The following is a 23,629-nucleotide window of genomic DNA, read 5'->3' as shown; positions in this document are numbered from 1 at the left end:
CGGGCCCGCGAGCGGCCCCGCCTGGGAGATCCGCTAGGGCCACGCCGCCGACGGTGTCGATGCGAGCGGGCGTCGCGGCTCAGAGCTTGCTGACGAGCAAGCCCAGACCGAAGCCCGCGAGCCCGGCGACGAGCAAGGAAGCGTGGGGCCAGGCGACGGAGGTCTGGTGACCTTCCCACGCGTAGGCACGGCTCCGGTCATAGGCCTCCGCGGCGTGGTCCGAGATCTCGTCGGCCGCGTGCCGGACCGCATCCTTGGCCTGACCGTAGAGATTCTCGGCGGTGCCCTGCGCTTCGCGGAGCCGGCCCTCGATCGCATGGCGGTTCGAACCGGCGAGGTCGCCGACCGAGCCCTGAACCGTGCCGCCGAACGCGCGCGCGGCCCCCGTGATCCTGTCCGTATCGATCATCGCGCTGCCCTTCACATCCTGTCTCGGGCTGGCATCGGCTGCGGTCTCGCAAGCCCGACGCCCACCCTCTCGCGACGGGTGCAACGGCGGCCTCCTCCAAGCGTTCCAGGCGAGCGGTCCAGTCCAGTGGGTCCAGGCTTCCGCCACGGACCCTGGCCATTCCGGGATGGCGCGCTGTCCCGTCGGGGGCGCGCGGAAGGCGATATCGGTTGAGCCGCACGCGACGCCGGCGCGGACGTCTTCAATCGGGACCCTGTGCGGATCGGCGGTTTGGTCGGAGGCGCGGACGTCGCCGAGCCGGCGAAGGGCGTCGGAGGCCGTCCGGTCGCCCGCGGGCGCATCTGTGCCGGCGCCGACACGGTCGGCGAGACCGTCACGGGACTGGCCAGGACTGTCCGCTGGAACGCCCTCCGGGTCTGCTTGATGGGGGAGGCCCGGATCGACCCCGTGACGCTCAGCCCGGAGGGGGGCTGGCGTCCGGTGGTGGCCATGGACGGCGTCCCACGCGGCGGCATCGCCTTTTTCTCCGACGGCATGTCACATCCCGCGTCGTCCCCTCGTCTTGACGTCGAACGAGCGCCTCAGCGGCACCCCGCCGCGCCGCCCGGTTCACGCAGGAGACGCGCGTCATGAAGGTGGTTGTGATCGGCGGGAGCGGGTTGATCGGCAGGCAGCTGACCGCCGAACTCGGCCGCAGGGGACACGAAGCCGTCGCCGCCTCCCCGCGGACGGGCGTCGACGCCCTGACGGGTGAGGGGCTCGCCGAGGTTCTCGTCGGCGCCGAGGTCGTGGTCGACGTCGCGAACGCACCGTCCTTCGAGGATGCGGCGGTGCTCGATTTCTTCGAGCGGTCGAGCCGCAACCTCCTGGCCGCCGCGCGTCGGGCCGGCGTGACGCACCATGTCGCCCTCTCGATCGTCGGCACGGATCGCCTGGACGGGAACGGATACTTCCGGGCGAAGGTCGCGCAGGAGCGGCTGATCGTGGCGTCCGGCCTGCCCTACACGATCGTTCGTGCAACCCAGTTCTTCGAGTTCGTCGCCACGATCACCGCGGCGTCGGTCGTGGGCGATCGCATCGTCGTCCCCGACGCCGATTTCCAGCCCATCGCCGCCGCCGACGTCGCGGCCGCGCTGGCGGAGGTCGCCGTCCACGAGCCCCGCAGCCGGACGATCGAGATCGCCGGACCGGACAGGCTGCCCTTCCGCGACTTCGTCGCCCGATGCGCCGCCGCCGCCGGCGACCGCCGGGCGGTGTCGGCCGACCGCGGCGCACGGTATTTCGGCGCCGCGCTGGAGAAGGGCTCGCTCGTTCCCGAGGACACTGCCGCGGCGCGCCTCGGATCCACGCGCTTCGCGACCTGGCTCGCGACCGTCTGACGGCCTCCCTCACCACGCTGGACGAACCCCCATGGTCAAAGCACTCATCCTCTCCGCTTGCCTGGCCGGCTTCGCGCTCCCGGTCGGGGCGGCGGAGCTGCGGGCCGGCGAGGCCCGCGTCACGACGATCTTCGACCACCCCCTGCCGGGCATCCCCGGTAAGAGTCTGCGCGGCGTCCTCGTCGCATACGGGCCGGGCGGGTCCTCCCCCGCCCACAGGCATGCGCGCTCCGCCTTCATCACCGCGGCGGTGATCGAGGGCGCGATCCGCAGCCGCATCAACGACGGGCCTGAGCAGATCTTCCGGGTCGGCGAGAGCTTCGTGGAGCAGCCGGGCGACCACCATGCCGTGAGCGCCAATGCCAGCGCCACGGAGCCGTCCCGCCTTCTCGCGGTGTTCGTCGTCGACACGGACGACCGCGACCTGACCGTGCCGGACCGGCGGTGACACCCCCTCCGGCCGCGTGCGAGGATCCCCGGGTCTCGCCATCGCTCCGCAGACAGATCCCATGCCGCCGACCGACACGCAGACCGACGCGGCGACCGCCACCTTCGAGGCCCATCGTCCGCGCCTCCTGCGCATCGCCTACCGCATGCTCGGCTCCCGCAGCGAGGCCGAGGACATGGTGCAGGACACGTGGCTGCGCTGGATCGCGGCGGATCGGGGCGCGGTCGCGGCCCCGTATCCGTTTCTGGCCCGCATCGTGACCCGGCTCTGCCTCGACCAGATGAAGTCGGCCCGCGCCCGCCGGGAGACCTATGTCGGCGCCTGGCTGCCGGAGCCCCTGGTCGAGACGGGGGAGGACGGCGTGGACGAGGACGATCTCACGCTGACGCTGATGATGGCGCTGGAACGCCTCTCGCCCCTCGAGCGCGCAGCCTTCCTGCTCCACGACGTGTTCGGCATCCCGCTCGGCGAGGTGGCGGACACGCTTGATCGGGAGGCGGCCGCCGTGCGTCAACTCGCGGTGCGCGCCCGCCGGAACGTGCAGTCCGCACGGCCGCGCTTTCCCGTGGCGCGGGAGGAGGGCGAACGGATCGCCCATGCCTTCTTCGCGGCCTCCGCCAGCGGGGACATCGCGACCCTGCGCACGCTGCTCGCGGAGGACGTGGTGCTCTGCTCGGACGGCGGCGGCAAGGTCCTGGCCTTTCCCAACCCCATCGTCGGGTCGGAGCGCCTGCTCCGTCTCTTCGCGGGCGTCCGGCGCAAATGGGGGCCCGAGCGGGCCGCGCTGGTCGCGCCGGTCTGGATCGACGGATTGCCGGGATACATCAGCCGGGAACGCGGCGATCTCCTTCAGACGACCGCGCTCGCCATCGAGAACGGTCGGATCACCGCCCTCTACATCACCCGCAACCCCGACAAGCTCCGCCATGTGCTCCGTCAGGTCCTGCCCCCTGTGGCGGGCGCAGCCGGCACCGGGCCGCATGCGGAGCCGCAACCGCGCGGATCCGCGGAGCGGCGCCCGGGAGGGGCGGTTCCTTGACCGCATCGCCGAGAGCGGCCGCGCATCCGCCCGGCCCCGAGGCCCCCGGAATCGCGCTGGCTCTCTCCGCATCACGGAAACTTGAATCGAAATTTAATCGTGTTCGTTGACGTTTCGCCTGATGCACACAGGTGGAACCATGTCCTTGCTCTCCAACGCTAAAATATTGACAAAGCTGTCAGCGGTCATCGTGCTTATCGGTGGAGTGATCGGTGGCTGTATTTGGTTTGCGCAGGCGCGGATCGGCCAGATCGATAAGGCCTATAGTTCTTTCATCGATCGCGATGCGAAGGCGGTTGCAACGGCGCGTCGCCTGAATCGCAGCGTCTTCGAGATGAATTACTGGTTGTATCGCATCCTCGCTGAGACAGACGAAGCTCAGATGAAGGTGGCCAACACTGGATTCGACGACGCCATCCCCACCCTGACAAAGGCTCTGGCCGACCTGCGCCGACTCGCGCCGGATTTTGGCGCGCGCATCGACGAGCAGGCGGCCCGTATCCATCAGTTCGTCCAGCAGGTTTCCGAGGTTCGCCAGCTCTGCCTGGCGGGCCGGAACGCCGAGGCCCTCGCGCTGGTCCATCGTACGATCGACCCGACCTTCGTCGCCCTGGTGCAGGGCAGTTCGAAGCTCGGGAACGACATCGATGGCGCGATGGAGAAGGGCTCGGCCGAACTGACCGAGCAGACCAACACCACCCGCATCTCCCTGGTGTCGTTCAGCGCGCTCGGCTTGCTGGTCGGGCTCGCTGCGGCCGCCCTCGTGACGATCGTCGGCATCACGCGCCCGCTCGGCAGATTGGTCGTCGTCCTGCGACGCATGGCGCAAGGGGAGATCGAGGCGGAGATCCGGGAGGCTGGCCGGGGCGACGAGATCGGCGCGGTCGGCCGGGCGGTGGAGGGGATCAAGGCCCTGGTCGCCCGCAAGGCCGCCGAGGAGGCCGAGGTCAAGCGGCTGGCCGACGCGGCCGCGGCCCAGGCGCGCCGGCGCACCATGATCGAACTCGCCGACGGGTTCGAGCGGTCGGTCGGCGGCGTCGTCGGCATGGTCTCGTCCTCGGCCACGGAGCTGCAGGCCACCGCCCGGCAGATGACCGCCACCGCCCAGGAGACGGCCTCGCAATCCACCACCGTGGCGGCCGCCGCGGAAGAGGCCGCCGCCAACGTCCAGACCGTGGCGGCCGCCGCGGAGGAGCTGGGCTCGTCGGTGCAGGAGATCGGCCGGCAGGTCACCGGCTCGGCCCGGCTCGCGCAATCGGCGGTGGGCGAGGCCGACCAGACCGCCGCCCTGGTCCAGGCGCTCAGCCAGACCGCCGCCCGGATCGGCGACATGGTCGGGATGATCTCCGGGATCGCCGGGCAGACCAACCTGCTGGCGCTCAACGCCACGATCGAGGCGGCGCGGGCCGGCGCCGCGGGGCGGGGCTTTGCGGTGGTGGCTGCCGAGGTGAAGGCGCTGGCCGAGCAGACCGCCAAGGCGACCGAGGAGATCGCCCGGCAGATCGGCGCGGTGCAGGAGGTGACCGGGCAGGCCGTGACGGCGATCGGCGGGATCACCGGGCGGATCCGGGAGATCGACGGCGTGGCGACCTCAATCGCCGCGGCGGTGGAGCAACAGGGGGCGGCAAAGCATGAAATCTTGCGCAACGTGGCGCAGGCCTCGACCGGCACCACCGCGGTGACCGGCACCATCGCGGGCGTCGCGCAGGCCTCCGAGGAGACCGGCGCCGCGGCCAGCCAGGTGCTCGCCTCCGCGTCCGAACTCTCGCGCCAGTCCGAGCATCTCGGTGCCGAGGTCGCCCGCTTCCTCGCAACCGTCCGCGCCGCCTGACGAGCCCCTGGCCGGATCCTCCCGGTCCGCCCTCCCGGCGCGGGCCGGCTCCGCCGCTTGCGGGCCGGCCCGACGGCGGTGCAGGGGCAGGGCGCGGATTGCGGGGGCCGGGTGGCGCCCATTGAGACCGGGGCGTCCTCGGCCGACGGCCTTGAGCAGGCCGTCGGCCTTCGCCTGCACGACCCGTTCCCGGCAGAGGGGCCTGGAGCCCCCCAGGGAACGGGCTTGGCGTGGTCCAGCCCTGTCGGCGCGCGTCGTCGGCGCGCGTCATGGAGATGCCCGCACCATCCCGATCCCGGCCGGGACGACCGGACGCGTCGAAGCCCTGGGGCGCACCTATCTGTCGGGGGCCGACACGGGGGCCGACACGGGGGCCGGCGCGGTCAGCCGGGCCGCGCGGTGCGTGCGTGCATGGCGCAGGGTGGCGTCCGGCGGCAGGGTGCCCACGGAAACCTTCGGGACGGCGATGCGCTGCGACAGGTAGATGCCGCTGTGCCCGGAGCACAGGTAGGCCAGGAAGCAGGCGGTCGCGATGTAGACGCCGTGCGTGGCGCCGAACAGCTCGATACCCATCAGCGTGCAGGCCAGCGGCGTGTTGGCCGCTCCGGCAAACACGGCGACGAACCCGAGGCCGGCCAGGAGATCCACCGGCGCCCCCAGCACCCCGGCCAGCGCGTTGCCGAGGGCCGCGCCGATGAAGAACAGCGGCGTGACCTCGCCGCCCTTGAACCCGGCGCTCAGGGTGACGACCGTGAACAGCATCTTGAGCGCCCAGCTCCAGGGATGCACCTCCGGACCGAAGAAGCGGGCGATGGTCAGCCCGTGCGGATCCGCCGACCAGACGCCCAGTCCCAGGTAATCCCGCGTGCCACAGAGGTAGACCAGGGCGATCACCGCGAGGCCGCCCGCCACGGGGCGGAGGGGCGCGAAGGCGATGACCCGCTTGCACCATCCGCCGAGCATGTGGTTCGCCTCGGCGAACACCAGGCCGGCCAGTCCGAAGGCCACGCCTGCCACCGCGACCTTGGCCAGGAGCAGCGGCTCGACCATGTGCGTGCCGACGGCTCCGGCGTGGTCGTCGATACGGTAGACCCCGTGTTCGATGCCCCACAGCTGACAGGTCCAGTCGCCGACCACGGCCGCGACGAGGCAGGGCACGAGGGCCGCATATTCGACGCGTCCGACAGCGAGGACCTCGAGCGCGAAGACCGCGCCGGCCAGTGGCGTACCGAAGACGGCGCCGAACCCCGCGGCGATCCCGGCCATCAGCATGATCCGGAAGCTCGGCGCATCCAGGCGGACCGCCTTGCCGAAGGCGCTTGCGAGGCTGCCGCCCAGTTGGACGGCCGTGCCTTCGCGGCCCGCCGATCCGCCGAACAGATGCGTGACCACCGTGCCGAGGAAGATCAGCGGCGCCATGCGCAGGGGCACGCCGCCCCCGGGCACATGGATCTGCTCGACGATGAGGTTGTTGCCGCCCTCCACGGACTGGCCGAAGCGATGGTAGAGCAGCCCGATAGCCAAGCCGCCGAGCGGCAGGAGAAACAGCAGCCCGGGATAGGCGAAGCGCGCCCGGGTGGCCGCATCGAGGCTCCAGAGGAAGGCCGCGCACAGGGAGCCCACGGCGGCGGCCATGGGCAGCAGAACCAGGATCCAGCGCGCAACCGAGACGGCATGATCGTGCCGCGTGCGGACAAAGGCCGCTACGTTGAAGCGTGTGAACAGATTTCGGAAGGTTGCGCGCATGACATCCCCTTGATGCGACGCCGCAGGACTTTGCGGGATCGCAAGAAGTAGGAGTCATCAGCCTGACGGCGGTTCGGCCTTGATGGCCCGGCAGACACCATTGCCGTCCTCGAGAGATACGGGACCCCTCCGAAGCGCGTCAAGGCCCTTCGTGCAGGCCTGCGGCGTGCGGGGGGGGCGAACCCGTCGCTCCCCCGAGGGTGGACGCGGAGACAGCGGATCCGGTCGGCCCTCGGGGCGCTGGGACCCTGGTCCCGCACAGACCTGCCCCACGGGCGGCCGGTCGCCGCCGCGATCACGACGGCGCCCGCGTGGACGGTCGCATCGGCGGCGGGGTGTCTCAGCGCTTCACAAAGCCGATGTCGGCGGCCACGGCGCTCAGGCGCTCCGGCGCGCGCTCCTTCCGCTCGCTGTAGCGGTCGACGAGGTCGTCGGCCCGCTCCCGGGTCAGCAGCGTGAACTTCATCAGCTCCTCGCACACGTCCACGACGCGCTCGTAGAGCGGCCCCGGCTTCATCCGGCCGGCCTCGTCGAACTCCTTGTAGGCCATCGGGACCGACGACTGGTTCGGGATCGTGATCATCCGCATCCAGCGGCCGAGAATCCGCAGGCTGTTCACGGCGTTGAAGCTCTGCGAGCCGCCGGACACCTGCATCACGGCCAGGGTGCGCCCCTGGGTCGGCCGCACGCTGCCTTCGGAGAGCGGCAGCCAGTCGATCTGGCTTTTCATCACGCCGGTCAGCGTGCCGTGCCGCTCCGGCGACACCCACACTTGGCCCTCGGACCAGATCGAGAGGTCGCGCAGCTCCTGCACCTTCGGATGATCGGCGGTCGTGTCGTCGGGCAGGGGCAGGCCGTGCGCGTCGTAGATCCGCACCTCGCCGCCCATGGCTTCCAGGAGCCGGGCGGCCTCGTAGGCGAGGAAGCGGCTGAACGAGCGCTCCCGCAGGGAGCCGTAGAGGATCAGGAACCGGGGGGCGTGGGTGAGCGGCTTGACCGCCTCCAGGCGCGCGCGGGTCGGCACCACGAAATGCGCGGCGCTCAGGTTCGGCAGGCCATCGGTGAAAGGCTGGCGCGGCTTGTCCAAGGTTCAGCTTTCTTGTACGTTCAAAGAGTGATTTGAAGATTGTAACGAATATGGACGAGCCGCAAGCCCTCGCCGCCTTCGCGGCCCTCGCCCAGGAGCACCGTCTGCGCCTGGTGCGGGTGCTCGTGACCGCCGGCCCGGACGGGCTGGCCTCCGGCGTGCTGGCCGAGGCGGTGGGCGTCTCCGCCGCCACCGTGTCCCATCATCTCAAGGAACTGAGCCACGCGGGCCTGGTCGCCTCGCGGCGCGCGGGCCGCTCGATCATCTACAGCGCCGCCTACCCGGCGCTGTCCGGCCTGATCGCCTTCCTGATGAAAGATTGCTGCCAGGGCCGCCCGGAGGTCTGCACCCCGGCGATGGCCGCCCTGGCACCCTGCTGCCCCGCCCTTGGAGAGACCGCCCATGCCTGAGCCGTTCGACGTCGTGATCTACCACAACCCCGAATGCGGCACGTCCCGCAACACCCTCGCGATGATCCGCAACGCCGGCATCGAGCCGCACGTGATCGAGTACCTCAAAACCCCGCCCGCGCGGGCGCTGCTGGTGCAGCTCCTGGCCCGCGCCGGTCTGTCGGTGCGTGCGGTGCTGCGGGAGAGCGGCACGCCGTTCGCGGAGCTGAACCTCGGCGATCCCGCGCTGACGGATGCGCAGCTCCTGGACGCCATCGCGGCGCACCCGATCCTCCTCAACCGCCCGCTGGTGGTCACGCCCAAGGGCGTGCGCCTGTGCCGACCGTCGGAAGCCGTGCTCGATCTTCTGCCGGTGCAGCAGGGCGAGTTCGTCAAGGAAGACGGTGAGCGGGTCGTGGACGAGCACGGCCGCCGCGTCGCCACGGCCTGAGCCTCACACCGACCCATAAGACGAAATCGCCCGGATGCTCGCGCTCGCCATTTTCCTTGCCACCCTCGTGTTCGTCATCTGGCAGCCCAGGGGCCTCGGGATCGGATGGAGCGCACTGGCCGGCGCGGGGGTCGCTCTCGCCGCGGGCGTGATCCATCCGGGCGACATTCCGGTGGTCTGGCATGTCGTCTGGGACGCCACGTTCACCTTCGTGGCGCTCATCATCCTCTCCCTGCTGCTCGATGAGGCCGGGTTCTTCCATTGGGCGGCCCTGCACATCGCCCGCTGGGGCGGCGGCCGGGGCCGGCGGCTGTTCCCGCTGGTCGTGCTCCTCGGCGCGGCCATCGCGGCGGTGTTCGCCAACGACGGCGCGGCGCTGCTGCTGACGCCGATCGTGCTGGCGATCCTGCTCCGGCTCGATTTCAAGCCGGCGGCGGCCCTGGCGTTCATCGTCGCCTGCGGGTTCGTGGCGGACAGCACCTCCCTGCCGCTGGTGATCTCCAACCTGGTCAACATCGTCTCCGCCAACTTCTTCGCCGTGACCTTCGGCCGGTACGCCGCCGTGATGGTGCCGGTGAACCTGGTGTCCCTGGCGGCGACGCTGCTGGTGCTGGGGGCCTATTTCCGGCGCGACGTGCCGGAAGCCTACCCGGTCGATGCCCTCGAACGCCCGGCCGACGCGATCCGCGATCCGCTGGTGTTCCGGGCGGCGTTCCCGCTGCTCGGCGTGCTGCTCGCCGCCTACTTCGTCACCGCGCCGTTCGGGGTGCCGGTGTCGGCCGTCACCTGCGCCGGCGCCGCGGTGCTCCTGCTGCTCGCCAACCGGGGCGGGATCATCCCGATCCGCAAGGTGCTGACCGGCGCCCCCTGGCAGATCGTGCTGTTCAGCCTCGGCATGTACCTCGTGGTCTACGGCCTCCGGAACGCCGGCCTGACCGACGCGCTGGCGAAGGGCCTGGTCTGGCTCGCCGGCCACGGCCCGTGGGCCGCCACCATCGGCACCGGCTTTGCCGCCGCGATCCTGTCGTCGCTGATGAACAACATGCCGAGCGTGCTGATCGGGGCGCTCGCGATCGAGCGGGCGCCGGACCTGTCGCCGCTGACCCGCGAGCTGATGGTCTACGCCAACGTGATCGGCTGCGACCTCGGGCCGAAGTTCACGCCGATCGGCAGCCTCGCCACCCTGCTCTGGCTGCATGTCCTGGACAGCAAGGGCCAGAGGATCACCTGGGGCCAGTACATGAAGGTCGGCCTGGTCATCACCCCGCCCGTGCTGCTGGCCACGCTGCTGGCGCTGGCGGCCTGGCTGCCGCTGCTCGGTCCCCGGTAGGCCGCGCGTGTCCGGGGGACGGCGCTGGCCGGTGATCTCCGCCCTCGGCGTGATCGAGATCCTCGCCTGGGGGTCCTCGTTCTACCTGCCCGCCGTGCTCGCCGGCCCGGTGGCGGAGAGCACCGGCTGGCCGCTGGCCTGGGTGGTCGGCGGTCTGTCCCTCGGGCTCCTCGTTGCCGCGTTCGCCGCGCCGCATGTCGGGGCGGCGATCCACCGCCACGGCGGCCGTCCGGTTCTGGCGCTGGCGGCGCTGCTGCTGGCGGCCGGCCTGATCACGCTGGCCGCCGCGCCGGTCCTGCCGGTCTACCTGGCCGGCTGGCTTCTGCTGGGGCTCGGCATGGGCTGCGGCCTGTACGATCCGGCCTTCGCCACCCTCGGGCGCCTCTACGGGGCGGCGGCACGGCCGGCGATCACCACCCTGACCCTGTGGGGCGGGTTCGCCAGCACCGTGTGCTGGCCGCTCTCGGCGTTCCTGGTCGCGCAGGTCGGCTGGCGGGGCGCCTGCCTCGCCTATGCCGGCCTGCACCTCGGGGTCACGCTGCCGCTGGTGCTCCTGCTGATCCCGAACCCGCCGGCGGCGGCGGCGGAGCACCGCGCGGCGCGCACCGGCCCTCTGTCCGCCTCCGAGCGGCGGGCGTTCCGGCTGTTCGCCGGGGTGCTGGTCCTCGGCGGCGCGATCATGGCGCTGGTGTCGGTGCATCTGCTGACGCTGCTGCAGGCGCGGGGCGTGGCGCTGGCGTCCGCCGTGTCCTACGCGGCGCTGATCGGCCCGGCGCAGGTCGGCGCCCGCATCGTGGAGATGTCGTTCGAAGGGCGGCATCACCCGCTGTGGACTCTCACCGCCGCCCTGGGCCTGGTGGCGCTGGGTTTGGTGCTGCTGGCCCTGGGGCTGCCGGGCGTCGGGATCTGGCTGGTGCTCTACGGCGGCGGCAACGGGATCTATTCGATCGCGCGAGGCACGGTGCCCTTGGCCCTGTTCGGTCCGGTGCGCTACCCGCTGGTGGTCGGCCGCCTGGCGCGGCCGGGGCTGGTCGCGCAGGCGCTCGCCCCGCCGGCCGGCGCGTTCGTGCTGACCCAGGCCAGCCCGGAGGCCCTGTTGTGGCTCTTGCTCGCCCTGAGCCTCGCCAATCTCGGGCTGGTCGGCGCGCTGTGGCATCTCCACCGCACAGAGCGGTGAGACGGCGGCCAAGCCGACAGGCAGGGGATCGCGACACCGGCCCCGTCCGGCCGGCCGACGGGAGGGGGGATCGCGCGACCGCGACGAACCCTGCATGTTCGGCTGTTCGGGGCTCGGTCCATCGTCCCACTCCGCCGGGTCCAAGACCGGCCGATCCCCTCGCCTTGGCGGCGCCCGTCTTTCACAAATGAATCATCGCGGGCCGTCGATCCTGGGGGCGCCGAAATACCGTGATGCAGGTGTATCATTGGGTCTGTTGCTGTCCCGTATCGGTTGGGACGTTTAAATAAGACGTAAATACATCGTGGGCCCGATCTGCCGGGGGATCTCGGGATTCGGTGGTCCGCCTTGGTTGATAACAATTTTTGAGGCCATGGCTCAGCTGCGAAATGTGCTATCGATAGAGCAAAGGCGACCGAATCGGGCCCGTTTGCGCATCGAACCTGTATTGTCGCAGGGCGGGGCATCTGTGTTGGGCCGCCAAAGTCAGGATCGACCGGGTTGTCCGGTTGGCGCGCTGCGCGGGTGTGTCGATCATGATGTTTGCCGTTCCTGCCCTGCTGATGGAGCTGGCGTTGGCGACGCCGGTCTCGGACACGATGCCGGTCTTCGACGTTCACGGCAGCTGCCGGGCGGCGACGCAGCAGATGACCCTCGATGCCGGCCGGCAGACGCTCTGCCTCGAGGATGAGGGGTCGGCGCGGGCCGAGGTCGAAAAAAAGTGGTCCAGCTACCCGGCCGGTGACCGGACACGCTGCGCGGCGGAAGCGCAACTCGACGGCCTGCCCAGCTATGTCGATCTGCTCGAATGCCTGACCCTCGCCCGGGAAGCCAAGGCCGAGGATGGTCAGTAGCCGCGGCAGGACCGAGGCCAAAGACCATCCGTAACGATCTCAGGTTGAGGGCCGGCCGTGCCGATCGTGCTGCAGCTTCCCGGATCCGTCCGTCTTCTCGCCCTCGCGGCCATCGCCGGATGCGCTGCCGGTTGCCGCGATTCGAACCAGTACGTCCCGCCACCGCCGCCCGGCGTCTCGGTCTCGCAGCCGGTCGTGCGCACGGTGACGCGCTACTTCGAACTCACCGGCAACACCAAGGCGTTCGCGGCCGTCGATCTCGAGGCGCGGGTCCAGGGCTTTCTGGAGGCGATCACCTACAAGGACGGCACCGTGGTGAAGGCGGGCGCGCCGCTCTTCGCCATCCAGCGCAACACCTACGAGGCGCAGCTCAAGCAGGCGCAGGGCGCCCTGGCGGCGCAGCAGGCCGCCCTGGCGAACGCCCAGTCCGAATATCAGCGCCAATCCACGCTGGGGCGGCAGGAATTCGCCTCGCAGGCCCGGGTCGAGGACGCGAAGACCAAGCAGGACCAAGCCAGCGCCGCCGTCATGGAGGCGCAGGCCAACCTCGACATCGCCACCATCAACCTCGGCTACACGCAGGTCTCCGCGCCCTTCGACGGCGTGGTCACCAACCACCTGGCGGATGTCGGGGCGCTCGTCGGCATCAGCGGGCCGACCAAGCTGGCGCAGCTCGTCCGCATCGATCCGCTCTACGTCTACTTCAACGTCAGCGAGCAGCAGGTGCTGCTGGTCAAGCAGCACCTGCGCGCGACGCAGCAGCCGCTGGGCGATCTGGCCAAGATACCGGTGGAGATCGGCCTGCAGACCGAGACCGGCTATCCGCATACCGGCCGGCTCGACTACCTCGCGCCGCAGGTCGATCCGTCCACCGGCACCCTGCTGGCCCGGGCGCTCATCGAGAACGGCGATCACGCGCTCCTCCCGGGCCTGTTCGTGCGGGTCCGGATCCCGGTCGGCCGCGACGACAAGGCGCTGCTGGTCCGCGACGACGCCATCGGGACGAACCAGCAGGGCAGCTACGTGCTCACGGTCGGGGCCGACAACACGGTCGCGCAGCGGGTGGTGACGCTCGGGGCGCGGGACGGGCGGTACCGGGTGATCGAGGCGGGGCTCGCCCCCGGCGACTGGGTCGTCACGGACGGCATCCAGCGAGCCATCCCCGGGGCCAAGATCGCACCCCAGAAGTCGGCGGTGGCCGAGGCCTCCCCAAGCCCGGCGCCGCTTCAGCGGTGAGACACCGGCCGGTGCGCCCGGCCGAGCCCGCGAGACCGATGGTCCAGGGCACCGATCCGCCCGGTCACCGGAGGCCGGCATCCGCCCATCCGCGGCCCGCCGATGCGGCGGACCGCCCCTGAGACGCCGGCACCGAGGGCCAACGGCATGATCTCGCGCTTCTTCATCGAGCGGCCGGTCCTGGCCAACGTGCTGGCCCTGATCATGGTGCTGGTCGGCGCGGTGTCGCTCCTCAACCTGCCCGTGTCGCAATACCCCAACGTCGTGCCGCCGACGGTCCAGGTCACCACGCGCTATCCGGGTGCGAGCGCCCGCACGGTGATCGACACGGTGGCGCTGCCGATCGAGCAGCAGGTCAACGGCGTCGAGGGCATGCTCTACATGCAGTCGACCAGCGCGAGCGACGGCACCTACACCCTCACGGTCACCTTCGCGATCGGGACGGACGGCGATCAGGCGCAGGTGCTGGTGCAGAACCGCGTCGCGATCGCGATGTCCTCGCTGCCGCAGGCGGTCCAGGTCCAGGGCGTCACGACCCAGAAGAAATCCACCGCAATCCTGCAATTCGTGACGCTGTCGGCCACCGACGGGAAGTTCGACAGCCTGTTCCTGTCGAATTACGGCGTGATCAACGTGCAGAACGAGCTGGCCCGGCTCCCCGGCGTCGGCAACGTCACAGTGTTCGGCGCCGGCCAGTACGCGATGCGGATCTGGCTGGACCCCGATCTGCTCCAGGCCCGGGGCCTCACCCCCGACGCCATCATCAACACCGTGCAGCAGCAGAGCCAGGAGGTCACCGCCGGGGCCCTGGGGATGCCGCCGGTGCCGACCGGACAGGATTTCCAGTACACCCTCAACATCAACGGGCGGCTCAACGACGCCCCGGACTTCGAGAACATCATCATCAAGGCGGACGCGCAGGACGGCGGCCGCATCACCCGCCTGCGCGACGTCGGCCGGGTCGAACTCGGCGCGCAGACCTACAGCCAGTCCTTCACCCTGAACGGTCAGGCCGCCGCCGGCATCGGCATCTACCAGCTGCCGGAGGCGAACGCGCTCACGGTGGCGAACGCCGTCGGCACCCGGATGGCCGAACTCGCCAAGACCTTCCCGCCGGGCCTCGTCTACGCCATCCCGTTCGACACGACCGCGTTCGTCCAGGCCTCGATCCACGAGGTCTACAGGACGCTGTTCGAGGCCGCCGTGCTGGTCCTGATCGTCATCCTGGTCTTCGTCCAGGACTGGCGGGCCATGCTGGTGCCGGCGACGACGGTGCCGGTGACCATCATCGGCGCCTTCGCCGCCATGGCGGCGATGGGCTTCAGCGTGAACCTCTCGACGCTGTTCGCCATCGTGCTGGCGATCGGCATCGTGGTGGACGACGCCATCGTGATCGTTGAGGGCGTGGCCCACCATATCGACGAGGGCCTCTCGCCCCGGGCGGCGGCCGAGAAGGCGATGGAGGAGCTGTTCGGCCCGATCATCGGCATCACCCTGGTGCTCATGTCGGTCTTCGTGCCGGCCGCGTTCCTCCCCGGCCTGACCGGGCAGCTCTACAAGCAGTTCGCCCTGGTGATCGCCGCCACCGCGCTGATCAGCGCGATCAACGCCGCCACGCTGAAGCCGACTCAATGCGCCCTGTGGTTGCGCAAGCCGGTGCCGCCGGAGAAGCGGAACCTGTTCTACCGCGGCTTCAACCGCGTCTACGGGGTCGTCGAGGGCTGGTACGCCCGGCTGATCGCCCACATGGTCCGGCGCAGCGGCCTCATGGCCGTCCTCGCGCTCCTGCTGATCGGCCTGGCGGGATGGGGATTGACCCGCCTGCCCACCGCCTTCCTGCCCACGGAGGATCAGGGCTACGTGCTGATCGGGGCCCAGCTGCCCGACGGGGCCTCGAAGGAGCGCACCGACGCGGTGATGCAGCGCATCAGCGCGCAGGCGAAGGCGACGGCCGGCGTTGACAACGTGCTCACCATCAGCGGCATCTCGGTCCTCGATTCCAACGCCACCCTGCCCAATGCCGGTGTCGCCTACGTCGTCCTCAAGGACTGGGACGCCCGGGCCCGGGAGAAGGGCCAGGATCTGCGCAGCCTCTACGACCGCTTCAACACGATGCTGGAGGGCGTCGAGGACGCCGCGACCTTCGTGCTCATCCCGCCGCCGATCCAGGGCATCGGCAATGCCAGCGGCTTCACCATGCAGGTGGAGCTGCGCAACGGCGACTTCGATTACCCCCTGCTGGAGAGCCTCGCCCGGACGATCGTCGCCGACGGAAACGCGCAATCGGGCTTGCGGAAGCTCAACACCTCGTTCCGGGCCGGCGTGCCGCAGATCGCGATCGCAGTGGACCGGATCAAGGCCGAGGCGCTCGGCGTCACGGTCGGGCAGGTCTTCTCGACGCTCTCGAGCTACGTGGGGTCGTCCTACGTCACGCAGTTCAACAAGTTCGGCCGGACCTTCCAGGTCTACGTGCAGGCCGCGCCCGATTACCGGCTCCGCCCCGAGGACGTCGAGAACCTGAAGGTGCGGGCCGGCAACGGGGCGATGGTGCCGCTCGGCACCATCGTGGAGATCAAGACCGTGCAGGGCCCGTCCCTGATCAGCCTCTACAACCTCTACCCGACGGCCACGATCGTGGGCGGGGCGGCGCCGGGCTTCAGCTCCGGGCAGGCGCTGGACCTGATGCAGCAGATCGCCGCCAAGGTGCTGCCGCCGGGCACGGGCTATGACTGGACGGCGATGTCGTACCAGGAGAAGGCGGTCGGCGCGCAGATCTACCTCGTGTTCGGGCTCGCCATCCTCCTCGTCTACCTGGTCCTGGCCGGCCAGTACGAGAGCTGGATCCTGCCGCTGGCGGTCCTGCTCGGGGTGCCGCTGGCGCTCCTGGGCACGGTCGGGGCGCTGCTGCTGCTCGGCGTCGCCAACAACCTCTACACGCAGATCGGCCTGATCCTGCTGATCGCGTTGGCGAGCAAGACGCCCATCCTGATCGTCGAGGTCGCCCGCGAGAAGCGGCAGGCCGGTCTCGACATCGCGGCCGCGGCCGTGGAGGCGTCGCGGCTGCGCTTCCGCCCGATCCTGATGACCTCGTTCGCCTTCATCCTCGGCGTCCTGCCCCTCGTCACCGCCTCCGGGGCCGGCGCTGCCGCGCGCAAGTCGATCGGCATCACGGTGTTCAGCGGGATGCTGGCCTCGACCTGCCTGGCGGTGCTGTTCGTGCCGTGCTTCTACGTCATCCTGCAGCGCGTCGAGGAGCGGCGCGCGCAGGGGCGGCAGCCTGTGCCGACCGGGACCGCATCCTCGGCGCCCGAGAGGGTCTGACACCGTGACGGAGGGCGCGCATCCCGGATTGCGTCGGGTCCCGGGGGGCGGCGTGGCGGGTCCAGCCTGACGCCGCCGCGAGGATTTCGGCTCCTGGCGCGTCCCCCGCAACAGGGCGGTCGAGCGTACCGCGACACCGGGGATCAGACGCCCCGCCGCTTCACCGCGTGACGATGCCGGGCTCCTTCGGACTGGGCCGGCGCTGCAGGATGAGAAGCCCGGCCGAGTAGATCAAAGAGACGAGGAGGGCGGCACACAGGGCGGCGGCGGCACCGAGGGCCTGGACCGTCAGGTGAAGCGTGAGCAGCGCCAGGCCGAAGCCGAAGACGCCCCGGATCGCAATGCTGGCCAAGCGTGCCATCGAGCCCCCGCCGATCCGGCGATGCAGGATCACGAAGGTGCTCGTCAGGGTGACCGGAAAGGCGGCGACCACCCCGGTCCGCGCCGGTCCCAGGGCCGAACTGACAGCCAGGACAACCGCCACGAACAGGGCCACGGCCGTCGCTCGGGCCAGGAGATCCACCGGTCGCGGCCGCGCGACGACCGCGCTCCGGACGAGGGAGGTTCGCACCGCCTGCCGGGTCGCGAGGGTCCCCGCGCCATAGACGAGCGCGTTGAGCCCGAGGGCCGTCAGCGGCGTCCAGGACGCGGCGGATACGGGGATGGCCACCGCCAGCCATGCCAGCGTCGCCGGACCGAGGGTCGAGCCCAGATCCCGGCCGCTGGCCCGCAGGGCGTAGACGGTCAGGAACAGGCCCGTCGCCGCATTGGCGGCGAAGCCGTTGAGGGCCGCCCCGGCGACGAAGTCGGTATCGTGTTCCAAGGCCATGAACAGGTAGGCCGGCCCGGCCGAGACCGGCAGGCTGACGATGAGGGCGCCCCAGACCGGTCCGAGGAGTTCCGCCAGCACGGAGGCCAGCACGACGACGGTTCCCGAGGCCAGCGCCCGGACCAGGGCTGTTACCCATATCGCTGCCACGGCCGCTTCCCCGGCATCGCACCGCCGATCCGGATCGACTTCGGAGCCGCGGCTTCGCTATCACGGGCGCCGGGCCTGGGCCAAAGTCACGGGCTCCGACAGGCGCCGGCCCTGACCGGAGATCAGCCATGCGACAGCTCCCCCGACGCCCGATCCTGTTCCTGCTGGCCGGGCTCGCCGCCGCCCCGGTCTCCGCCGCAGAGACGGGCAGGGGGCACCGCGTCGTGTTCCAGGTGGACACAGCCGACCCGGCCACGATGAACCTGACGCTCAACAACGCCACCAACGTGGTCGATCATTACCGCGCCAAGAACGAGGCGGTGGAGATCGACATCGTCGCCTTCGGGCCGGGCCTCGCCATGTATCGGGCCGACAAATCCACCGTGGCCGACCGGATCGCGCATTTCGCCGAGTCCGGCTTCCCGTCGAAGATCCAGTTCTCGGCCTGCAACAACACCAAGACCGCCATGGAGAAGGCCGAGGGGCATCCGATCCCGCTGCTGCCGCAGGCGACGATCGTTCCCTCCGGCGTCGTGCAGATCATGGAGCGACAGGAGCAGGGGTGGAGCTATGTGCGGCCGTAGGGTGATCTGCCGGCGCGCGGCCTGCGCCGCCGCCGGTCCCGCGGCGGTGCGGGACGGGCGCGACTTCCGAAGTCCCGGCCGAGGAGCCGGTCCACCGACCGGGATCAGGGGGCGCGGCAGTCCATCGCCGCCGTCGCCTCGATCACGCTGAGGGCCCTGCGCCGGACTTCCAGCGTCACCTTCGGGCTGTCCGAGACGATGGAGGCCTCCCGTTTCAGCGTCGCGTCGCAGGCGCATGAACTGTACCCGGCCGTGTCATAGCAGGCATCGTGGCGCATGCATGCGGCGTCCAGGTCGTCGGTCGGCGGCAACCCCTCGCCGCGCTGCCCCTTCCCGCAATAGTTGCCGTGAAACAGTTCCTTGCCGGCAATGACTTGGCCAAGCTCGCCCTTGGGCGGGGCCGGCGCCTCGGCGCGGCCGCCCGGGTTCAGGTCGTTGGCCGGGCCGCCGGCCTTGGATCCGGACGAACGGAGCGTCTTCGGGATATCGGACCGTTCGTCGGGCTCGTTCAGGGCCCCGCCGGCCCGCCCGTTCGGATCGGAGACATCCGGAAGGGGCGGGGGCGGCCCGGGGCGAGGCTCCCCGTCTTCGGCGGATGGAGGCGCCACAGGCGCCTGTGCGAGCGCCCCCTGAGAGGTCAGGACGACAACCGCGAGGACAATCGCACGGACGAGGGTCATGACCGGTCCCGATGGCTACGGCGCAGGCGCGCGCAAGGTGTCTCGGCCCAAGCGGGGTGCGGTTTGCCCGGGCCGGCGAGGCGAGGATATGCCCGCGACGGATCTAGTAGCGGTCGTCGCGGTACCCGCGGTAGCGACGCTCCTCGAAGACGCGCGCATCCCTGCGGCCGTAGCCGCCCATGTCGCGATGGCGGCGATACCCGTGCGCGGGCGCCCATGCAGGCGGGCCGCCGGGGCGGAAGCCGCGTTCCCCACGGGCCCAGGGCGGATCGGCCAGGGCGGCGGACGAGGTCCCGAGAACGCCTCCCGCCAAGGTCAGTGCGCCGAGCAGGAACAACGTTGGCGTGCGAAACATGGAGCCTCCCTCGCAGCGGGATTGGTCCCGGTGCGGCTCAGATACGGCGCTCGGGGCAAATCCGTTCCACGCGCCGCGCAGCACCATGGGCCCATGCGACGACTGAGATGCGCCGTTTGAGCCGGCCAGACGTGCGACAGATCGGCAGGAACAACCTCAAAGAATTTCTTCAGTATTAAGGTCGGCGATATCTCCGGTCTTCGAACATCGGGCGATACTTTCGAGACATCGAATTTTTCTGGAACGGTCGCGGCCACCCTGCCGTTTAGGGGCTCCAACACAGGAGACGCTCAATGCGAAGCTTCCCGATCATCATTCTCGCCACTCTCGCTCTCGGCGGCAGCGCCATGGCCGCCGAGCAGGGGGCTTCGTCCAAGGCGCCTGGCCACGAGATGCAGGACCGCGGAAGCCGGGCGGGGAGCCCCGGCGCATCCGGCTATGCTCCCGGACACGAGATGAAGTCCGGCGGGATGGAATCGACCGGTTCGACCACGCGGACCGGCGGCACGGCCACCGGTACGTCCGGCACCGGTTCGACCGGAACCCACCGCTGACGCACCTGCTGCGCCCCTTCCGGCCCTGTCGGCCGGTCGGGGCGCAGTTCCGCGGGCGGTCGGGCTCTCCAGCGCGGTCATCGTCGCCCTTGCACCGCGCCGGGCCACAGATCCGCTGAGGGCCCCGTCCGGAACGCCCGCCGGGGCACCGTCCGGCGCCGGCTGTCCGGGCCAACGCCGACGGGCCCGCCGGCGTGCAACCGCTTTCGACCCATTCGACTTACCGACCGGATTCATCGAGCCGAAGGGGCATCGCCATGCCGATACGTTTGGTCACGACCGTTCTGTTTCTGTCCACCGCGGCAACCTCCGTCTGGGCCGCGCCGATGTCCGCCGACGAGAAGGCGGCGTTCCAGCAGCAATGCATGGGCGACTTCACGACCTTCTGCGGCGACCTGACCCCGGAGGATGGTCCCGGAACGCAGGCCTGCTTCGAGAAGAACATGGCGAAGCTCTCCACCGGCTGTCGGGAGGCCATACAGAGCTTCAAGCAGGCGAAGCGCGGCTGAGCCGTCGGCCGCTCAGCCCGAGCGGGCACGCCTGGCGCTGCCGGGACAGGCGCGCAGCCGAAACCGTCGGGGCTTCTGAGGGATGACCCGCCGGGTGTGACCCGGGTCCTGCCGATCTCCTCGCACGGGCGAGGTCGGCCGTTCCATCTGGCTCGGGCCCGGCGGAAACGCCCGGCCCGAGCGGGCCTCCCCGCGCCACAGCCGCCTCGGCGCATCGCCACCTCTGGCACGAGCGCGCCCTGCGTCGCATACTTCCCGGCAGCGGCAGATCCACACCCGCCGAGAGAGGCTGACGCCGATGCGCGCGCGCCATGCGGAAAGCCACCTGATCGAGCGCATCGGCTGGTTGCGTGCCGCGGTGCTGGGCGCCAACGATGGGCTCGTATCCACGGCCAGTCTGATCGTCGGCGTGGCGGCCTCCGCCGCCGCCGCCAGCGATATCCTGGTCGCCGGTACGGCGGGCCTCGTCGCCGGCGCGATGTCGATGGCGGCCGGTGAGTACGTCTCGGTGAGCTCCCAATCCGATACGGAGCGGGCCGACCTCGCGCGCGAGCGGCGCGAGCTCGAACAGGACCCGGCGGCCGAGCGGGAGGAGCTTGCGGGGATCTACGTCTCGCGCGGCCTCGACCACGATCTCGCGCTGAAGGTCGCCGACCAGCTGATGGCGCGGGACGCCCTCGGCGCCCATGCCAGGGACGAACTCGGCATCTCCACGTTCACCACGGCGCGCCCGATCCAGGCTGCGCTGACCTCGGCGGCGACGTTCTCCGCGGGCGCGGCCATGCCCCTTCTCGTGGCCGCGGTCTCTCCGGCCGACTATCTCGTCGTCTCGGTGTCCGCAGCTTCGCTGACGTTCCTCGCTGTGCTCGGAGCGTTGGGCGCGAAGGTGGGCGGCGCAGCGATCCCGCGGGCGACCGCGCGGGTTGCGTTCTGGGGGGCCCTGGCGATGGCGGTCACCGCGGGGATCGGGCATCTCGTCGGCAAGGTTGTGTGACCGCTCGGCCGGAGACACGGCGGAGGCGCAAGCCAAGGATCACGGAGCGCTGGGCGGCATTGCTGTTGCGCGCGTTACACAGCGTCGGGCTCAGCGCGAGCCGATCTGCCCGACAACACGGTCAATCTCATCGATGACGCTCACCAGGAGTTTCGCCTGCTTGTCCAGATCGGCGACTGCCGGGCGGCCCGGCGTGTCCGTCGTCCACCAACGACCGTTATCGATGACGTCGACCAGCCGGCCGAGGCGGGCGTGCTCACGTTTCAGGGTGTCGATAAACTCCTTGCCGCTCTGCATGGACCCCTCCCTCTTGGACGGCCGAGCCGAGACTTGCCCCCGGAGCGGACCGCTTGAACGTGCGCAAGCCCTCGTGTCGGCAAGGGAAGCGGCGATGGCCAGGGCCTTGATCCATTTCGGTTTGTTGAGACGGATACTGGCAGATAGCGACGTCCGACGCGACGATGACGTCGCGGCACATGGCATCCGGGCAACTGCCGCCGCGTCGGTCGTGCACCGGAGACGACCGCGACGGCGCGCGCCGAGGCTTCGCGCTGGGCAGAGGTGACTCTCGCGGTGTCGGGTTCAGGCCGTGCGGGTGCCGCGGTGGTCGCAGTCATGATGAGCCTACCTGTTCGCGCTCCAGCGACCGGCCGATCGAAGTCGAACTCGCATACAAGGTCAGCCTCGCGTCGTTGAGCCAGATCAACGCCAAGCCGCTGTTCCCGAGTCCGTTGCGAACGCGCGGATTGCTGCCGGCACGGTGGACACCACACTCAGCGGGTTCGGGCCGGTTCTCGAACTCCACCGGGCCTGCGGGAGCCGAGCGTCGCGTGCCGCCCGGCCGCTTTGTCGAAGCGCGGGGGGCGGAGCGGCATCAGCGGAGCGGGTCTGCCCCTGCGCCGGATCGCCAGGACGGGCGCAGCCGCCACGACGCATGCCGTCATGCGCGCCTGCACCGCCGGTCTCGCCATCACACCCCAACCGGGTATCGGTGACACCCCCAGCGGGCCCCGCGAGGGACTTCGATGGCCGGGGCGCATCCGGCGCCCAGGACGTGGCGATGCCGACGGAATGGCATGCCTCAGATCGAACGCCGATCCTGAGGTCCTGAGCGGTTGATCAACATCAATGTGTGACCCCTCGGGGCAGGTAACCTGAATTCAGTTGCGCCCACGGCCGACCGCATCGCTGGCGACATTGCGCGTGACGAGGGACATCTCTCGCTGGGGAGGGTTTCATGACGCTGGCGACACTGGTGCAGGTGACGGCCCTCACCACACTCCTCGCGGCCGGCTCGCTGTCCAGCGCAGGTGCTCAGACATCAACGGGCCCGGAGAACACGCCGGACCCAGCCTCCCCGCCCAATCGACCCAGCATGATGGGGCGGGGCATGATGAGCGGCATGGGAGGGCTGGGCCATGGCGGCATGTGTGGCATGATGGACCACATGATGGACGGCGGCCTCCGAATGCGGATGATGTTCGCGATTGCGGATACGGACGGGGACGGTTCTCTCTCGTTCGACGAAGTGACGGCTATCCATAAGCGTCTCTTCAACGCGGTCGACGCCAACAAGGATGGAAAGGTAACCCCCGAGGAGCTTCGGAAATTCTTCTCGGATCGGTAGTCGAAGCTCACAGCAAGCCGCAGAGACCGAGCGGGACCAGCCCGCGCAGCCGCCACCTCGTCCTCCGCCCAGCCCGGCCTTGGGCCGGCGATGAGGCGGGTCGGCGATCCCATGAGGCATGAGCGTGCCGGCGCACCCGGCGCCTTCCACGGGCGAAAGGTCGGGGTGCGGGCGCGCGATGAGGTGCGGATCGGAGGCCGACCGCAGATGGGGCGCCGCCGCCATGGCCACGCCGTTCGGCGAGCCCGGCGCCACCCGTGTGACCGGCACCCGGCCTTCGCCGCGCCGGCCGGCGGGTCGATCCGCCGTCCCGGTGCCCCTGCCTCGAACAGCGCCTCCGGGACCACGCGCGGGACCACGCGCGCGTGGGCCGCCGCCCATGACACAGATATGCTCAAGCATCTCCTCATCGTGCCGGTGGCCGTCGTCGGCGGCTTCCTCGTCGCGACGGGGTGGCCCGCCGCCGCCGACGCGTTGCGGGCCCTGCTGACCGGTGCGCGGCACCCGCCCAGGATCGCGGGCCCGGGGGGGACGCCGGCGGCTGTTCCAGAGCCGGAACGGGCCAGGCGCGTTCGCCTCACGGACGATCAGGTCGCAAAGGCCAGGATCCGCCCCAGACGCCTTTCGGTCTTGCCGGCCGCGCCGTCGGC

23 protein-coding genes, 1 pseudogene and 1 riboswitch are annotated in these 23,629 nt (G+C 70.5%); of the genes and pseudogenes, 17 read left to right on the top strand and 7 right to left on the bottom strand.

All coding sequences use genetic code 11. The features are described from left to right. Positions 1-79 precede the first annotated feature (79 nt). The gene (locus I53_RS19370) at positions 80-409 is read right to left on the bottom strand and encodes a CsbD family protein (RefSeq protein WP_043353703.1); all 330 of its coding nucleotides are present in this window, start codon (positions 407-409) and stop codon (positions 80-82) included. 629 nt (positions 410-1,038) lie between these two features. On the opposite strand from I53_RS19370, the gene I53_RS19365 reads away from it, so the two are divergent. From I53_RS19365 to I53_RS19350, 4 genes are all read left to right on the top strand, one after another. Further along, positions 1,039-1,788 carry an NAD(P)H-binding protein gene (locus I53_RS19365; protein WP_043353694.1) on the top strand — a complete coding sequence of 250 codons (750 nt, stop codon included), beginning with the start codon at positions 1,039-1,041 and terminating at the stop codon, positions 1,786-1,788. A gap of 31 nt (positions 1,789-1,819) precedes the next feature. Continuing rightward, entirely contained in the window at positions 1,820-2,236 is a 417-nt protein-coding gene (locus tag I53_RS19360; protein WP_043353692.1) for a cupin domain-containing protein, read from the top strand. A 61-nt stretch (positions 2,237-2,297) separates the two neighbouring features. Beyond that, positions 2,298-3,275, top strand: a complete 978-nt coding sequence (locus tag I53_RS19355) for a sigma-70 family RNA polymerase sigma factor (protein WP_051044900.1) — start codon at positions 2,298-2,300, stop codon at positions 3,273-3,275. Positions 3,276-3,414: 139 nt separating this feature from the next. After that, the gene (locus I53_RS19350) at positions 3,415-5,106 is read left to right on the top strand and encodes a HAMP domain-containing methyl-accepting chemotaxis protein (RefSeq protein ID WP_043353690.1); all 1,692 of its coding nucleotides are present in this window, start codon (positions 3,415-3,417) and stop codon (positions 5,104-5,106) included. A 336-nt stretch (positions 5,107-5,442) separates the two neighbouring features. On the opposite strand, the gene I53_RS19345 is transcribed toward I53_RS19350, so the two are convergent. Both I53_RS19345 and arsH read right to left on the bottom strand, forming a co-directional pair. Then, the gene (locus I53_RS19345) at positions 5,443-6,852 is read right to left on the bottom strand and encodes a voltage-gated chloride channel family protein (RefSeq protein WP_043353688.1); all 1,410 of its coding nucleotides are present in this window, start codon (positions 6,850-6,852) and stop codon (positions 5,443-5,445) included. A 41-nt stretch (positions 6,853-6,893) separates the two neighbouring features. Further along, positions 6,894-6,966: riboswitch (Fluoride riboswitch) on the bottom strand. A gap of 226 nt (positions 6,967-7,192) precedes the next feature. After that, a complete protein-coding gene (gene arsH / locus I53_RS19340) occupies positions 7,193-7,939 on the bottom strand; it encodes an arsenical resistance protein ArsH (RefSeq protein ID WP_043353686.1) in 747 nt (248 codons plus the stop codon). Positions 7,940-7,989: 50 nt separating this feature from the next. Between arsH and I53_RS19335 the strand changes: the two genes are divergently transcribed. The 7 genes from I53_RS19335 to I53_RS19305 all read left to right on the top strand — a co-directional run bounded on the left by I53_RS19335 (position 7,990) and on the right by I53_RS19305 (position 16,697). Beyond that, the gene (locus I53_RS19335; protein WP_043353685.1) at positions 7,990-8,349 is read left to right on the top strand and encodes a helix-turn-helix transcriptional regulator; all 360 of its coding nucleotides are present in this window, start codon (positions 7,990-7,992) and stop codon (positions 8,347-8,349) included. Further along, positions 8,342-8,779 (top strand): arsenate reductase (glutaredoxin), encoded by a 438-nt coding sequence (arsC, locus tag I53_RS19330; protein ID WP_043353683.1) that lies wholly within the window; start codon positions 8,342-8,344, stop codon positions 8,777-8,779. Before I53_RS19335 ends, arsC begins: the two co-directional genes overlap by 8 nt. 34 nt (positions 8,780-8,813) lie before the next feature. Beyond that, complete coding sequence (locus I53_RS19325) at positions 8,814-10,109, top strand: arsenic transporter (RefSeq protein ID WP_043353681.1); 1,296 nt, start codon at positions 8,814-8,816, stop codon at positions 10,107-10,109. A gap of 7 nt (positions 10,110-10,116) precedes the next feature. Continuing rightward, complete coding sequence (locus I53_RS19320) at positions 10,117-11,286, top strand: MFS transporter (RefSeq protein WP_043353679.1); 1,170 nt, start codon at positions 10,117-10,119, stop codon at positions 11,284-11,286. 536 nt (positions 11,287-11,822) lie between these two features. Beyond that, positions 11,823-12,140 (top strand): hypothetical protein, encoded by a 318-nt coding sequence (locus I53_RS19315; protein ID WP_251982370.1) that lies wholly within the window; start codon positions 11,823-11,825, stop codon positions 12,138-12,140. Between the two features lie 57 nt (positions 12,141-12,197). Beyond that, positions 12,198-13,376, top strand: a complete 1,179-nt coding sequence (locus tag I53_RS19310) for an efflux RND transporter periplasmic adaptor subunit (RefSeq protein ID WP_051044899.1) — start codon at positions 12,198-12,200, stop codon at positions 13,374-13,376. A 147-nt stretch (positions 13,377-13,523) separates the two neighbouring features. Continuing rightward, positions 13,524-16,697, top strand: coding sequence for an efflux RND transporter permease subunit (locus I53_RS19305; RefSeq protein ID WP_043353677.1), 3,174 nt, complete (start codon positions 13,524-13,526; stop codon positions 16,695-16,697). A 160-nt stretch (positions 16,698-16,857) separates the two neighbouring features. Here the strand turns inward: I53_RS19305 and I53_RS19300 are convergent, their stop codons facing one another. After that, positions 16,858-17,676, bottom strand: a complete 819-nt coding sequence (locus I53_RS19300) for a hypothetical protein (protein ID WP_043353676.1) — start codon at positions 17,674-17,676, stop codon at positions 16,858-16,860. Positions 17,677-17,804: 128 nt separating this feature from the next. Here I53_RS19300 and I53_RS19295 point away from each other — a divergent pair, with 128 nt between their 5' ends. Continuing rightward, a complete protein-coding gene (locus tag I53_RS19295) occupies positions 17,805-18,260 on the top strand; it encodes a hypothetical protein (RefSeq protein WP_043353674.1) in 456 nt (151 codons plus the stop codon). Positions 18,261-18,364: 104 nt separating this feature from the next. On the opposite strand, the gene I53_RS19290 is transcribed toward I53_RS19295, so the two are convergent. Continuing rightward, positions 18,365-18,940, bottom strand: coding sequence for a phospholipase A2 family protein (locus tag I53_RS19290; RefSeq protein ID WP_107059924.1), 576 nt, complete (start codon positions 18,938-18,940; stop codon positions 18,365-18,367). A gap of 103 nt (positions 18,941-19,043) precedes the next feature. Further along, positions 19,044-19,295 (bottom strand): hypothetical protein, encoded by a 252-nt coding sequence (locus tag I53_RS19285; RefSeq protein ID WP_043353672.1) that lies wholly within the window; start codon positions 19,293-19,295, stop codon positions 19,044-19,046. 293 nt (positions 19,296-19,588) lie between these two features. Here I53_RS19285 and I53_RS19280 point away from each other — a divergent pair, with 293 nt between their 5' ends. The 3 genes from I53_RS19280 (at position 19,589) to I53_RS19270 (ending at position 21,352) form a co-directional block, all read left to right on the top strand. After that, the gene (locus I53_RS19280) at positions 19,589-19,849 is read left to right on the top strand and encodes a hypothetical protein (RefSeq protein WP_043353670.1); all 261 of its coding nucleotides are present in this window, start codon (positions 19,589-19,591) and stop codon (positions 19,847-19,849) included. Between the two features lie 257 nt (positions 19,850-20,106). Continuing rightward, on the top strand, positions 20,107-20,358 hold the full coding sequence (locus tag I53_RS19275; RefSeq protein ID WP_043353668.1) for a hypothetical protein: 252 nt from the start codon (positions 20,107-20,109) through the stop codon (positions 20,356-20,358). A 298-nt stretch (positions 20,359-20,656) separates the two neighbouring features. After that, positions 20,657-21,352, top strand: coding sequence for a VIT family protein (locus I53_RS19270; RefSeq protein WP_043353666.1), 696 nt, complete (start codon positions 20,657-20,659; stop codon positions 21,350-21,352). Positions 21,353-21,442: 90 nt separating this feature from the next. Here the strand turns inward: I53_RS19270 and I53_RS19265 are convergent, their stop codons facing one another. Continuing rightward, entirely contained in the window at positions 21,443-21,649 is a 207-nt protein-coding gene (locus tag I53_RS19265; RefSeq protein ID WP_043353665.1) for a hypothetical protein, read from the bottom strand. Between the two features lie 940 nt (positions 21,650-22,589). Here I53_RS19265 and I53_RS19260 point away from each other — a divergent pair. Beyond that, entirely contained in the window at positions 22,590-22,979 is a 390-nt protein-coding gene (locus I53_RS19260) for an EF-hand domain-containing protein (protein WP_043353662.1), read from the top strand. Between the two features lie 390 nt (positions 22,980-23,369). Beyond that, a pseudogene (locus I53_RS34605) lies at positions 23,370-23,629 on the top strand (hypothetical protein); the annotation flags it as partial.

The sequence above is a fragment of the Methylobacterium sp. B1 genome, assembly GCF_000333255.1.
Classification (GTDB): Bacteria; Pseudomonadota; Alphaproteobacteria; order Rhizobiales; family Beijerinckiaceae; genus Methylobacterium; species Methylobacterium fujisawaense.
Note: the sequence above shows the minus strand (reverse complement) of the source record. Positions and strands in the feature narration are given on the sequence as shown.